This window comes from Streptomyces sp. T12 (assembly GCF_028736035.1).
Taxonomy (GTDB): domain Bacteria; phylum Actinomycetota; class Actinomycetes; order Streptomycetales; family Streptomycetaceae; genus Streptomyces.
Window position 1 is genome coordinate 1,533,099 of the sequence record NZ_CP117866.1, and the last position, 13,008, is coordinate 1,546,106.

Below are 13,008 nucleotides of genomic sequence, written 5' to 3' on the forward strand. Positions count from 1 at the left end.
GCCGCGATCTGGACCTGTCCATGCTTCAAGTATTGGCCGTCAATGTTCCGTCGCCCCCCTGCCCTGCCGGAACTCCGCACGACAGACCAATGGCCCGCCCACCTGCCGGAGGGGCCGCAACAGCAGGTGGGCGGGCGGTACCGGGGGTGGGATCAGTGCGTGGGACGCACCTTCAGCTTGTTCTGGAGCCAGGTGTGGAACTCGCCGATGTGGTGCTCGCTGGGCACCAGCACGCCGCCCTTGGCGTACGCCTTCGAGCTCATCGCCGGCTGGGTGCGCTCACAGGCGTCGAAGTCCTGCTGGTTGACCCGGTGGAACAGCTCCACCGAACGGTCCACGTCCTTGCCGCTCTCCACGACGTGCGGCAGGTACAGCCAGTCGCACTCGACGACCGTGCGGTCGGGCGCCATCGGGTACATCCGGTGGAAGATCACGTGGTCGGGCACGAGGTTGATGAAGACCTGCGGCCGGACGGTGATCGCGTAGTAGCGGCGGTCCTGGTCGTCGGCGACGCCGGGGATGCGGTCCAGGCCCTCGGAGCCGTCGACGGTGAAGCCCTGGACGTCCTCACCGAACTCGGCGCCGTGGCCCACGTAGTACTGGGCGGCGTAGCCGTCCGCGAACTCGGGGAGCACCTCGGTGAGTTCGGGGTGGATGGTGGCGCAGTGGTAGCACTCCATGAAGTTCTCGATGACGAGCTTCCAGTTGGCCTTCACGTCGTAGGTGATGCGGCGGCCCAGCTTCAGGTCGTCTATGCCGTACCGCTCGATCGACTCCAGGTCGCCGAGCCGCTCGACGATCGCGCCCTGCACGTCGGCCTCGAAGGACGGCGGCTCGTCGGCGAGGCACACCCACACATAGCCGAGCCACTCCCGCACATGGACGTTGATCAGGCCGTACTCGGTCCGGTCGATGTCCGGCATCGACGTCAGGTTGGGCGCGGCGACCAGCTTGCCGTCCAGGCCGTAGGTCCAGGCGTGGTACGGACACTGGAAGGCCCGCTTGACCTCGCCGGACTCCTCGGTGCAGAGCTTGGCGCCGCGGTGCCGACAGATGTTGAGGAAGCCCTTGATCGAGCCGTCCCGCGAGCGGGAGATCAGTACGCTCTCGCGGCCCACCTGGTAGGTGCGGAAGGCACCGGGCTTGTCCAGCTCGGCGGCGCGAGCCACACAGAACCACATGGCCTCGAAGACCCGCTCCTGCTCCTGGGCGAAGACCTCGGTATCGGTGTAGTACTCACCGGACAGCGTGGGGATCAGGCTGGGCGGCAGCTTCGTAATGGTCATCTCGTCACCTTCGGAAATGTCAGACGCGCACGCGGCGAGGGTCGAACAGGGCGATGGGGTGCTCGGTGGTGCCTTCGGTGGCCAGATCGGCGAGGATCTCGCCGATGACGGGGACGAACTTGAACCCGTGGCCGGAGAATCCGCAGGCCACCGTCACCTGCGGATGCTCGGGGTGCCGTGCCAGGACGAAGTGCTCGTCCGGGGTGTTGGCGTACATGCAGGCCGCGGCCTTGAGGTAGCGGCCGGGCAGGGTGGGGATGCGCGGGCGCAGGTACGCGGCCATGGCCGCGATCTCGTCCGGGTGGCTCCGGCGGTCGAGGTGGTCGGGGTCGCAGGAATCGCCCTTGCGGAAGAAGGCGACCTTGGCGCCGCCGTCGGGGCCGTCGGGGCCGTCGAGCGAGGGGAAGCCGTAGATCTGGGTGCCGTCCGGGTCCTCCCAGATGTACACGGGGTGCCGGTCGGCGGTGAACGGGCGGGTTCCGCCCTCCGGTTGGAACCAGTACATGACCTGACGCTCCACCGTCACGCGCACACCGAGGTCGGTCAGGAGCCTGGGCGCCCAGGCCCCGGGGGCGATGACCAGCCGGTCGGCGGTGTAGGCGCCGCGGTCGGTGACCACCCAGGCTCTGCCGCCCGGGCCGTCGGCCTCCCAGCCGAGGACGAGTTCCGCGAAGTGGAGAACTGCTCGTCGAGGAACGTACATTAGCTCGATCGCGTGATGATCGACTGCCGGACTTGCGGCGTTGTGGGCTGTTCGGGCTACGGTGATCGAGCGATCTGGGACGCCGGGTACGGCGCCAGCGTGCGGGGCCCCCGCTCCACCGGAGTGATGGTTCGGGGCCTCCCCGTTACCTCTGGCCGTACCCATTGGCCAGGTCGCACAGGGAACCGGCCTCCTGGGCCCGGACCACGGACAGGATCCGTGTCGCCGACCCGGGGCTGAGTACGCCGGGGATCCAGTGCGCCCAAGACCGTTCGGGGCGTGCGGCTGAGCGGACTCGCTCCTGCTCAGTCCAAAGGAACGGTTGTGCTCGGTGGTCATGCCCTGACACCACGAGCGGTAGGTAGGCCGGGTCCTCGAAGTATGCCTGGCGGTAATGCGGGATGTGCCGTGGCTGGAGCCGAGGTCGTGGGCCAGGCCGAGTACGCGCTGACCGCGGGCGGTGAGGGGATGGGCGGCTGCGCTGCCCATCCCGCCCAGGCCGACGACGATCACATCGTACGAAGTGGCCATGTGTCCATCTCCTGGAAACCTTGCCGATGAGGGTTGGTGCTGCCGGCGCACGGGCCGGTTCAGCGGCGGATGCGGGACATCTCGGCGTCGAACAGAGGCTCGACGGCGGTGACGGCCGGGACCTTGACGCCGAAGTACTCGATCTCCACCGGGGTTCCGGGGGCGGAGTGTTCGGCGGGCAGCCAGGCGTACGCGATGGGGGCGCCGATGGTGTAGCCGTATGCGGCGCTGGTCACGTAGCCGACCGGGCGGCCGTCCACGTACACCGGTTCGTGCCCCATCACCACGGACTGCCCGTCCTGGACGACCAGCGGGGTGAGCCGGCGGGTGACCGTCTCGTCGCTGACGCCCTCCAGCGCGGCCTTGCCGGTGAAGTGCTCCTTGTTGCGGCGGACGGCGAAGCCGAGACCGGCCTCGTATGGGCTGTGCTCGGTGGTCATGTCATGGCCCCACGAGCGGTAACCCTTCTCCAGGCGCAGGCTGTTGAAGGCGCTGCGGCCGGCGGCGATGATCCCCAGTTCCTGCCCGGCCTCCCACAGGGTGTCCCACAGCCTGGCGCCGAGGTCGGCGCTGGTGTAGATCTCCCATCCCAGTTCGCCGACGTAGCTCAGCCGCATCGCGGTGACCGGGACGTCGCCGAGGTAGGCGTGCTTGGCCTTGAAGTAGCCGAAGCCCTTGTGCGAGAAGTCGGTGTCGGTCAGCGGCTGGACGAGGTCGCGGGCGCGCGGCCCCCATACGCCGAGACAGCAGGTGCCGGCGGTGATGTCCCGTACCTGCACGGAGCCTCCCCCAGCTACCGCTGGGAGGTGCCCCCATTCGGGCAGGCGCCGGCGCAGCCAGTCCAGGTCGAGGTTGCCGTTGGCGCCGATCTGGAAGCGCTCGGTCTCCAGGCGGGCGATGGTCAGGTCGCTGCGGACACCGCCGGCGGCGTCGAGCAGCAGGGTGTAGGTGACCGACCCGACCGGCTTGTCGAGCTGATTCGTGGTCAGCCTCTGGAGGAAGGCGAGCGCTTCGGGGCCCGTGACCTCCAGCCGCTTCAGCGGGGTCATGTCGTACAGGGCGACGCGCTCACGGGTGACGAGGGCCTCGGCACCGGCGATCGGCGACCAGTAGCGGGACGCCCAGTCGTTACGGCCGGGGACGCGGGCGACCTCGGGCAGGTCGGCGTTGGCCTCGTACCAGTGTGGGCGTTCCCAGCCGCCGTCCTCCAGGAGGACCGCGCCGAGGGCCTGCTGACGGGAGTGGAAGGGGCTGGTCCGCAGCGGGCGCGGGCGCTCCGCCGGCTGGAGCGGGTGCAGGATGTCGTACACCTCGGCGAAGTTCTGGCAGCTGCGCTCGTTCACGTACGACGGCGCCAGCTGGACTTCCTCGAAGCGGTTGACGTCGCATTCGTGGACGTCGGTGCCGGGCCGGCCGTCGACCAGCCACTCGGCCATGGCCCTGGCCACGCCGGCCGAGTGGGTGACCCAGACGGCCTCGGCGAGCCAGAAGCCCTGGACCTTGGGCGACTCGCCCATCAGCGGCATGCCGTCGGAGGTGAAGGAGAAGATGCCGTTGAAGCCCTCCTCGATCTTTGTGTCGGCCAGGGACGGGAGCAGGGCGAGGGAGTCGGCCCAGGCGCCCTCGAAGTCCGCCTCGGTGAACTCCAGGGAGGACGGCATCACGGCGTCCCGCGGGTGTGCCACGTCGTCCAGGGAGACCGGCATGGGGCGGTGGGCGTAGGAGCCGATGCCGATCCGGTCGACGAGTTCGCGGTAGTACAGGCCGGCGTCCTGGTTGCGCAGGATCGGCAGGGACGCCTCGGTGCGCTCGTCGTTCCGGCCGGCGAGCAGCGGGAGTTCGGTGGTGCGGGCGTACTGGTGGGCCATGGGTACCAGTGGCACCGGCTGCCCGACCATCCGACCGATCCTGGGGCCCCAGAACCCGGCGCAGGAGACCACGATGTCGGCCGGGAAGGTGCCCTGGTCGGTGACGACCGCGCTGACCCGGTCGCCGGTCGTCTCGATGCCGGTGACTGTGTGGTGGGGGTGGAAGCGGGCGCCGCGGGCCGTGGCCAGGCGGGCCTGGGCCTCGCCCGCCCGCAGCGCCTTGGCCAGTCCGTCGCTGGGGATGTGGAGGCCGCCGAGGACGCGCTCGGGGTCCAGCAGGGGGTGCAGTGCGGCGGACTCCTCCGGCGTGAGCACACGGCTGTCGACACCCCAGGAGCTCAGCCAGCCGTGCCGGCGCTGGATCTCCGCGAGGCGCTCCGGGCTGGTGGCCACCTCCAGGCCGCCGACCTGGTTGAAGCACCACTGCCCGTCCAGGGTCAGCGCGCTGTACTTCTCCACCGTGTACCGGGCGAACTCGGTCATCGTCTTGGACCCGTTGGTCTGGAACACCAGACCGGGGGCGTGCGAGGTGGAGCCGCCCGTGGCGAAGAGCGGGCCCTGCTCCAGAACGGTGACGTCCGTCCAGCCGCGTGCGGTCAGTTCGTCGCTGAGGGCGCACCCGACGATGCCGGCGCCGATGATGACCACCTTCGGCTGTGCCGCCATGTTCTTCCTCCAGGTTCGTAGTGCGGTGACGGGCCTTGGTGTTGAGGTGACGGGCGGGGTCAGTGGTCCCGGGCGATCCAGTCGTCGAGGTGGGGCGCCTCGGCCGCGATCGTTGTGGTGGGGCCGTGGCCGGTGTGGACGGTGGTGTCGGCGGGGAGCGTGAGCAGTCGGTCGCGGATGGAGGCGATGATCGTGTCGAAGTCGGAGAAGGAGCGGCCGGTGGCTCCGGGGCCGCCCTGGAAGAGGGTGTCGCCGGAGAACAGGGCGCCCAGTTCCGGCGCGTACAGGCAGACGGAGCCGGGAGAGTGGCCGGGGGTGTGCAGCACCTGGAGCTCGATGCCGGCGACGGTCAGGTCCTCGCCGTCGATCAGCTCCCAGAAGTCGGGCACCCGCATGCCGTGCACGGTCTTCCACAGCACCGCGTCGGCCGGGTGCAGCAGGATGGGCGCGCCGTAGCGGGCGGCCAGGGCCGGAGCGGCGTTGACGTGGTCGTTGTGGGAGTGGGTGCACACGACGGCGACCAGACGCCGGTCGCCTACGGCGGCGGCGATCACGTCGGCATCGTGCGCGGCGTCGATGACGAGGACCTCGTCGTCGTTGCCGATCAGCCAGACGTTGTTGTCGACCTCCCAGCTGCCGCCGTCCAGTTCGAAGGTGCCGGAGGTGACGAGGCGTTCGACGTGGGCGGTCACAGGAGGACCACCGAGCGCAGGACGTCGCCGTGGTGCATCTTGGCGAACGCGGCCTCCACGTCGTCCAGACCGATCGTCTCGGTGACGAAGTCGCCGAGGTCGAAGCGGCCCTGGAGGTAGAGGTCGATCAGGGCGGGGAAGTCCCGGGAGGGCAGGCAGTCGCCGTACCAGGAGGACTTCAGTGCCCCGCCGCGGCCGAAGACGTCCAGCAGGGGCAGGTCGAGGGTCAGCTCGGGGGTGGGGACGCCGACCAGGACGGCGGTGCCGGCCAGGTCGCGGGCGTAGAAAGCCTGCTTGAAGGTCTCGGGGCGGCCGACCGCGTCGACGACGACGTCGGCGCCGAAGCCGCCGGTGAGCTCACGGATCGCCTCGACGGCGTCGGTCCGGGAGGAGTCGACGGTGTCGGTGGCGCCGAACTGCTCGGCCCACTTCAGCTTCCGTTCGTCGACATCGACGGCGATGATGCGGGAGGCGCCGGCCACCTTGGCGCCGGCGATCGCGGCCATGCCCACGCCGCCGCAGCCGATCACCGCGACGGAGTCGCCGCGGCCCACGCCGCCGGTGTTGACCGCCGCACCGAACCCGGCCATCACCCCGCAGCCGAGCAGACCGGCCGCGGCGGGCGAGGCGGTCGAGTCGACCTTGGTGCATTGGCCGGCGGCGACCAGGGTCTTCTCGGCGAAGGCGCCGATGCCGAGGGCCGGGGACAGCGGGGTGTCGTCGGCCAGGGTCATCGGCCGGCCGGCGTTGTGGGTGGCGAAGCAGTACCACGGCTTGCCCTTGCTGCATGCCCGACAAGTGCCGCAGACCGCACGCCAGTTGAGGACGACGAAGTCGCCGGGCGCGACGTCGGTGACGCCCTCGCCGACCGACTCGACGACACCCGCGGCCTCGTGGCCGAGCAGAAAGGGGAACTCGTCGTTGATCCCGCCCTCCCGGTAGTGCAGGTCGGTGTGGCAGACGCCGCACGCCTGCACCCGCACCAGGGCCTCACCGGGGCCGGGGTCCGGCACCAGGATGGTCTCCACCGAGACCGGTGCGCCCTTCTGCCGGGCGACGACGGCGCGTACCTCGTGTGTCACGGTCGATCTCCTCGTCGAGGGACGGCCGAATGCGATCTCCGGGATCTTCGGCCTGATGTTCTGGATGGCGGGAGGGCGTCGATCTCCCCCTGGAGCGGTCGACGCGGGGAGGGAGAGAACTTCTCCGGAGGCCCGGGGGGGGAACCCGGTGGCCGAGCCGCCGCTCATGTTGCACATTGCGCAACATTCATCGCTATAAGCAACGGCCGGACCAAACTGTCTCCCTGTGGACACCCACTGTCAAGGGGTTGGCCGAGCGAAGTTGCCATCCCGTCGGAAAACGGACGCCGGACACCCGCGGACAGGGTGCCTGTCGCGCACAGTCATGCGGCCGGCCGACCTCCTCGGAGGCCGGCCGGCCGCATGCCGTCGGGTGCGGTGAACTACCCGGTCAGGAGCGTCCGAGCCCGCTTTCGCGCAGGCTGTCGCGACGCCCCTCGTCGGCCGCCGCGGGCGGCGCGGAGCCGGGCACGGCACTGGTCTCCGCAAGGGTGCGCCCCCGTGTCTCCTCGGCCCACGCGAAGGACACCAGCCAGCCCACCGCGGTGATCCCGGCGCCGATCAGCATGGTCGTACCGATGCCCAGCCGATCCAGGGAGATCGGCAGCAGATACGTACCGGCGGCGGCGCCGATCCGGCTGATCGAGGTCGCCACGCCTCCCGCAGTGGCCCGGATACCGGTGGGGAACAGCTCGTTGGGATACGTCCACTCCAGCACCGTGGGGCCGCCCGACAGGAGGGCGTAGGCGCAGAAGCACACGATGACCACCGCGATGGGGAGCGCGTTGCCGCCGCCGAGCACCGCGAGCGGCACCACCATCAGGGCGAACGACCACACGATGACGGGGCGGCGCCCCACCCGGTCCACCAGCCGCAGCGCGGGGATACAGCCCAGCACGAACACGACGCTGATCAGCGCCGAGCCCAGGTTGCTCTCGTTGCCCTCCCCGAGCCCGAAGGAGCCCAGGACGGAGGGGCCGAAGGTGTACAGGGCGAACATCGGCGTGATCTGACACATGTAGAACAACCCGCAGAACAGCGTTCGCCGCAGATAAGTGCCCTGGAACAGGTCACGGAACCCGCTCTGTTCCACCGACTGCTCGGCCGCCGACGCCGCGAGCAGTTCCTCGACCGGTACGGTGCGATCGAGGGCTTTCCTGATCGCCTTCTGGGCGTCGGCGGTACGGCCCTTGTTCACCAGCCACAGTGGCGACTCCGGCGTACCGATCCGCATCAGCAGGATCAGGGCGCTCAGTACGGCACCCGAGGCGAGCATCCACCGCCAGGAGCCGTTGCCCGCGATCTCGGCCATCACATAGCCGACCACATAGGCGGCCGCCGCACCGACGTACCAGGCCAGGATGAGGATGCCGAGCAGTCGGCCCCGGTGTTTGTTCGGCACCCATTCGGCCAGCAGCGACGTCGCGATCGGGTAGTCGGCCCCGATGGCCATGCCGAGCACGAAGCGCAGCACGACGAACTGCCAGGTCTCGGTGGCGAACACCGACAGCAACGAGCCGCCGACGAGCACCGCCAGGTCGATGGTGTACATCGCCTCGCGGCCGAGCCTGTCGGTGACGGGGCCGAAGAACAGACCTCCCACGAAGATGCCGACCAGGGCGGCGGCACCGATGAGGCTCTCGTCCCCGGTACTCAGGTTCAGCTCGTTGCTCATGCCGATGAGCGCGACGCCGATGATGCTGAGCAGATAGCCGTCCAGGAACGGGCCGCCGGCACAGGCCCAGGTGAGTTTTCGGTGGAACTTGTTCAGGGGTGCCTCGTCGACGGCACGGATGGACATCTGAACTCCCGGAATGGGGGACGGGGGACCCTGAGCGACGTTGCGACTCAGAAAACGCGTTTCTTCATACGCAACCGAACATCGATAGCGTGTCGGAGTCAAGACGGGGCACTGAACCTCTTACGACTCCCACGGATGCAGCCCCGCACCCTCACCGCGCAGGCACCCCCGGGCCCTTGACGATGCCTCACCTCGTCCGCATGATGTTGCACATTGCGATGCCTGTTCTGCATAGAGAAACAATGCCCTGTCGCAAACCCAGGAAGATCGGACTTGGCACCATGACGATCAGCTTGAACGGCGGCTCACTGCCCTCCGACGAACTGGAGGGCCGGAAGGACCCCGCACCGCCGACGGCCACACCGCTGGGCGACCCCGTGCCGACCCGCAGCCGGCGGATCTTCGCCTCGGACGACGACAGGATCGTCAGCGGCACCCGGGAGTGCGAACCCGGGGAGTCCGCATGGGACTTCGCCGACCGCGGGGGGTCATCCACGTGCTGTCCGGACGCATGACCTGCGAGGAGAAGGTCGGCACGACGACCAAGGTCGGCCCGGGCACCACCGTGGTGTTCCCCACGGGCCGGCAGGGCACGTGGACGATCCACGAGACGCTGCGCAAGGTCTTCGTCATCTACAAGTAGACGTCCACAGGGGGACCGCCATGCGTGAGGTCACGCGATGACAGACGCCTTGCACCAGCCGGAGCACTCACACCAGCCGGAGTCCCCGGTGCAGTCGGTCGACCGGGCCGTGGGCATTCTCGAATTCCTGGGCCGCCACGAAGAGGCGGGCGTCACGGACATGGCCGCCGCACTCGGGGTGCACAAGTCCACCGCGTCCCGGCTGGCCACCGCCCTGGAGGTGCGCGGACTCATCGAGCAGACGGAGGAGCGGGGCAAGTACCGCCTCGGCCTCGGCCTGATCCGTCTGGCCGGTGCCGCCACGGTCCGAGTCGATCTCTCCCAGCAGAGCCGCCGGGTGTGCGAGCAGCTGGCGGACCAGGTCGCCGAGACCATCAACCTGGCCATCCTCGACCACGGCGCCGCCATCAACATCGACCAGGTGCTCGGCCCCTCGGCCATCACCACCCACAACTGGCTCGGCCGGCGCACGCCGCTGCACGCGACGTCCAGCGGCAAGATACTACTGGCCCATCTGCCCGAGTCCGAGCTCGCGAGCAGACTCACAACGCCCCTGGAGCGCTTCACACCGCGCACCGTCACCGACCCCGAGACCCTCCGGGCCCAGCTGAAGCGCGCCCGCGCGAACGGCTGCGCCTACAGCGCCGAGGAGTTCGAGAAGGGGCTGAACGCGGTGGCCGCACCGGTCTTCACCTTCAACGGGGAGATGCTGGCGGCACTCAGCGCCTCGGGGCCGTCCTTCCGGCTGACCGAGCAGCGACTGCCGGAGGTCTCCGCCATGGTGCGGTCGGCCGCCGAGGAGATCTCGGAGCGTCTGGGCCACTTCCGCCGGACCACCCCTTGACCACGCGGTCACCGCCATTCGATTATGTTGCGTATCGCTCATCGTGTTGCGTAATTCGCACCACCCGACGACGGAGGAAGGCATGTCTCCTCGACCGCGGCCCGGCCGTGAGTTCGTCCTCACCCTTTCCTGCCCCGACCAGGCCGGTCTCGTCCACGGCGTGACCACCTTTCTCGTGAGCCACTCGGGCAACATCCTGGAGAGCCAGCAGTTCGACGACCGATTGCAGGACCGCTTCTTCATGCGGGTGCACTTCGACGTCTCGGACCCCGGCATCTCCCTGGAGGACCTGCGCACCGGCTTCGGCCCGGTGAGCCAGGCGTACGGGATCACCTGGCAGCTGCACGACGCCTCGACCCCGACGCGCACGCTGATCATGGTGTCGAAGTTCGGCCACTGCCTGAACGACCTGCTGTTCCGCAAGTCCACGGGCGCACTCAACATCGAGATCCCGGCGATCGTCTCCAACCACCGGGACTTCGAACCGCTGGCGGAGAGCTACGGCATCCCCTTCCACCACATCCCGGTGACCAAGGACACCAAGGCCCAGGCCGAGGCGCGGCTGCTGGAGCTGGTGCACGAGCTGGAGGCCGACCTGGTGGTGCTGGCCCGCTATATGCAGATCCTCTCCGACGACCTGTGCAAGCAGCTCGACGGCCGGGCCATCAACATCCACCACTCGTTCCTGCCGAGCTTCAAGGGCGCCAAGCCGTACGTCCAGGCACACCAGCGCGGCGTGAAGCTCGTCGGGGCCACGGCGCACTACGTCACGTCCGACCTCGACGAGGGCCCGATCATCGAGCAGGAAGTCGTCCGCGTGGACCACTCGCGCGACCCCGACGATCTGGTCACCATGGGCCGTGACGTCGAGGCCCAGGTGCTCGCCCGCGCCGTCGAGTGGCACAGCGAGAGCCGGGTGCTGGTGAACGGACACTGCACCGTGGTCTTCCGCTGACCGGGTGGGCCGTGCGACCATGCGGGCGGCCGGATCCGGCCATCCCTGCCCGTCTTCCACGGCCCCCGCGGGACCCGTCGCGCCCCTTGGAGACCCACGGAGACCCATGCGTATAGTTGCGCCATGAGCAACTACACCGCAGATAGCGAAACAGCGGCTCCCGCGGTGAACGGGGTGCAGTCCGTCGACCGCGCCGTCAGCGTCCTGGAGATCCTCGCCCAGCGCGGCGAGGCGGGCGTCAGCGAGGTGGCCGCCGAGATCGACGTCCACAAGTCGACCGCGTTCCGGCTGCTCGGGGCACTGGAGGCGCGCGGCCTCGTCGAGCAGACGGCCGAGCGGGGCAAGTACCGGCTGGGCTTCGGGATCGTACGCCTGGCCGGCGCGGTCACGGGCCGCCTCGACATCACCCAGCAGGGCCGGCCGGTGTGCGAGCGCCTCAGCGAGGAGATCGGCGAGACCGTCAACATCGCCGTCCTTCAGGAGCACTTCGCGGTCAACCTGTATCAGGTACGCGGTCCGGGCGCCGTCGGCACGCACAACTGGGTCGGCCAGCTCACCCCGGTGTACGCCACGTCGAGCGGCAAGATCCTGCTGGCCCATCTGTCGGCGACGGAGCGCGACGCCGTGCTCGGGGCGTCCACGGTGCAGAAGCTGACGCCGCACACCCTGACGGCCAGGACGAAGCTGGAGAAGAACCTCGCCGAGGCACGGGAGCGCGGGTACGCCGTGACGCTGGAGGAGCTTGAGATCGGACTCCAGGCCCTGGCGGCCCCGATCCGCTCCCGCGACGGCGATGTCATCGCCGCACTCAGCGCCTCCGGCCCCGCGTACCGCTTCACCGAGGAACGTATCCACGAAATCGCACCCGTGCTGATCAGCGGCGCGGACGAGATCAGCCGCCGGATGGGCTATCTGGGCTGAGGGTCCACAGAGGCTCTCAGCCCAGTGGCGACCGTACCGACGTCGCCGCCTCGACGCCCCAGCGGGCCGTCACGCGCACCGCGTCCGCCGTCGACGCGACGTCGTGCACGCGCAGACACCAGACGCCCTGTGCGGCGGCGAGCACGGACACGGCGGTGGTCGCGGCATCGCGCAGCCGCGCGGGACGGGGCTGTCCCGTCGTCCGGTCCGCCAGCAGACTGCCGAGGAACGACTTGCGTGACGCGCCCACGAGGACGGGATGTCCCAGGGCCATGACGTCCCCGAGGCGGCCCAGCAGCTCCCAGTTGTGGTCGGGCGTCTTGGCGAAGCCCAGCCCAGGGTCGACGACCAGGCAGTCGGGCGCTATCCCCGCCTCCAGCGCGGCGTCGATCCTCAGCCGCAGCTCGTCGAGCACATCGGTGACGACGTCGTCGTAGACCGCGTTCGCCTGCATGTCGGCGGAGTGTCCACGCCAGTGCATCAGCACGTACGGCGTGCCTGCCCGGGCCATCAGCGGCAGCATCTCGGGATCGGCGAGGCCCCCTGAGACGTCGTTGACCAGCCGCGCACCCGCGTCCAGCGCGCGTGCGGCGACCTCGGCCCGCATGGTGTCGACGCTCACGATCGCGCCCGCCGCGGTGAGTTCCCGGACGACGGGCAGGACGCGTCGCAGCTCCTCCTCGACCGGCGGGCGTGCCGCGCCGGGGCGGGTCGACTCGCCGCCCACGTCCACGATGTCAGCGCCCTGTTCGAGCAGCGCGAGCCCGTGTGCGACGGCCGCGTCGGCGGCGAACGACAGCCCGCCGTCGGAGAACGAGTCCGGCGTCACGTTCACGATGCCCATGACCAGGGTCCGGCCGGGGCGTGGCAGGCCGTGGGGGTGGAGTACCGGTGTTCCCGGGCGGGGTGAAGTGGTGGCGTGGGCGGTGGTGGTCGCGGTGGCGGTCACAGGCGTCCGACTTTCGATGCGTATGACGAGAGATGCTGCACAAAGCCCTGTGGGAGCTCCTGAGCGG

General features: G+C 69.6%; 11 protein-coding genes and 1 pseudogene. 5 read left to right on the top strand and 7 right to left on the bottom strand.

The features are described from left to right. Nucleotides 1-152: 152 nt before the first annotated feature. The 6 genes and pseudogenes from PBV52_RS06700 to PBV52_RS06730 all read right to left on the bottom strand — a co-directional run bounded on the left by PBV52_RS06700 (nucleotide 153) and on the right by PBV52_RS06730 (nucleotide 8,629). Nucleotides 153-1,286: an aromatic ring-hydroxylating dioxygenase subunit alpha gene (locus PBV52_RS06700; protein WP_274237362.1), complete on the bottom strand. Its 1,134-nt coding sequence runs from the start codon at nucleotides 1,284-1,286 to the stop codon at nucleotides 153-155. 19 nt (nucleotides 1,287-1,305) lie between these two features. Beyond that, nucleotides 1,306-2,520, bottom strand: a pseudogene (locus tag PBV52_RS51675) (FAD-dependent oxidoreductase). 59 nt (nucleotides 2,521-2,579) lie between these two features. Next, on the bottom strand, nucleotides 2,580-5,054 hold the full coding sequence (locus PBV52_RS06715) for an FAD-dependent oxidoreductase (protein WP_274237363.1): 2,475 nt from the start codon (nucleotides 5,052-5,054) through the stop codon (nucleotides 2,580-2,582). A gap of 59 nt (nucleotides 5,055-5,113) precedes the next feature. After that, on the bottom strand, nucleotides 5,114-5,746 hold the full coding sequence (locus tag PBV52_RS06720; protein ID WP_274237364.1) for an MBL fold metallo-hydrolase: 633 nt from the start codon (nucleotides 5,744-5,746) through the stop codon (nucleotides 5,114-5,116). Further along, the gene (locus tag PBV52_RS06725) at nucleotides 5,743-6,828 is read right to left on the bottom strand and encodes an S-(hydroxymethyl)mycothiol dehydrogenase (protein ID WP_274237365.1); all 1,086 of its coding nucleotides are present in this window, start codon (nucleotides 6,826-6,828) and stop codon (nucleotides 5,743-5,745) included. The genes PBV52_RS06720 and PBV52_RS06725 overlap by 4 nt, the downstream gene beginning before the upstream one ends. Nucleotides 6,829-7,219: 391 nt before the next feature. Beyond that, nucleotides 7,220-8,629 carry an MFS transporter gene (locus PBV52_RS06730; protein WP_274237366.1) on the bottom strand — a complete coding sequence of 470 codons (1,410 nt, stop codon included), beginning with the start codon at nucleotides 8,627-8,629 and terminating at the stop codon, nucleotides 7,220-7,222. Between the two features lie 281 nt (nucleotides 8,630-8,910). Here PBV52_RS06730 and PBV52_RS06735 point away from each other — a divergent pair, with 281 nt between their 5' ends. From PBV52_RS06735 to PBV52_RS06755, 5 genes are all read left to right on the top strand, one after another. Beyond that, nucleotides 8,911-9,144, top strand: a complete 234-nt coding sequence (locus tag PBV52_RS06735) for a hypothetical protein (protein ID WP_274237367.1) — start codon at nucleotides 8,911-8,913, stop codon at nucleotides 9,142-9,144. Beyond that, nucleotides 9,141-9,272 (top strand): cupin domain-containing protein, encoded by a 132-nt coding sequence (locus PBV52_RS06740; RefSeq protein ID WP_274237368.1) that lies wholly within the window; start codon nucleotides 9,141-9,143, stop codon nucleotides 9,270-9,272. Before PBV52_RS06735 ends, PBV52_RS06740 begins: the two co-directional genes overlap by 4 nt. Before the next feature lie 37 nt (nucleotides 9,273-9,309). After that, nucleotides 9,310-10,116, top strand: a complete 807-nt coding sequence (locus PBV52_RS06745; RefSeq protein WP_274237369.1) for an IclR family transcriptional regulator — start codon at nucleotides 9,310-9,312, stop codon at nucleotides 10,114-10,116. An 82-nt stretch (nucleotides 10,117-10,198) separates the two neighbouring features. After that, a complete protein-coding gene (gene purU, locus PBV52_RS06750) occupies nucleotides 10,199-11,071 on the top strand; it encodes a formyltetrahydrofolate deformylase (protein ID WP_274237370.1) in 873 nt (290 codons plus the stop codon). Nucleotides 11,072-11,194: 123 nt separating this feature from the next. After that, nucleotides 11,195-11,992 carry an IclR family transcriptional regulator gene (locus PBV52_RS06755; protein WP_274237371.1) on the top strand — a complete coding sequence of 266 codons (798 nt, stop codon included), beginning with the start codon at nucleotides 11,195-11,197 and terminating at the stop codon, nucleotides 11,990-11,992. A 16-nt stretch (nucleotides 11,993-12,008) separates the two neighbouring features. Here the strand turns inward: PBV52_RS06755 and folP are convergent, their stop codons facing one another. Beyond that, nucleotides 12,009-12,836, bottom strand: a complete 828-nt coding sequence (folP, locus tag PBV52_RS06760) for a dihydropteroate synthase (protein WP_274249300.1) — start codon at nucleotides 12,834-12,836, stop codon at nucleotides 12,009-12,011. Between the last annotated feature and the right edge of the window lie 172 nt (nucleotides 12,837-13,008).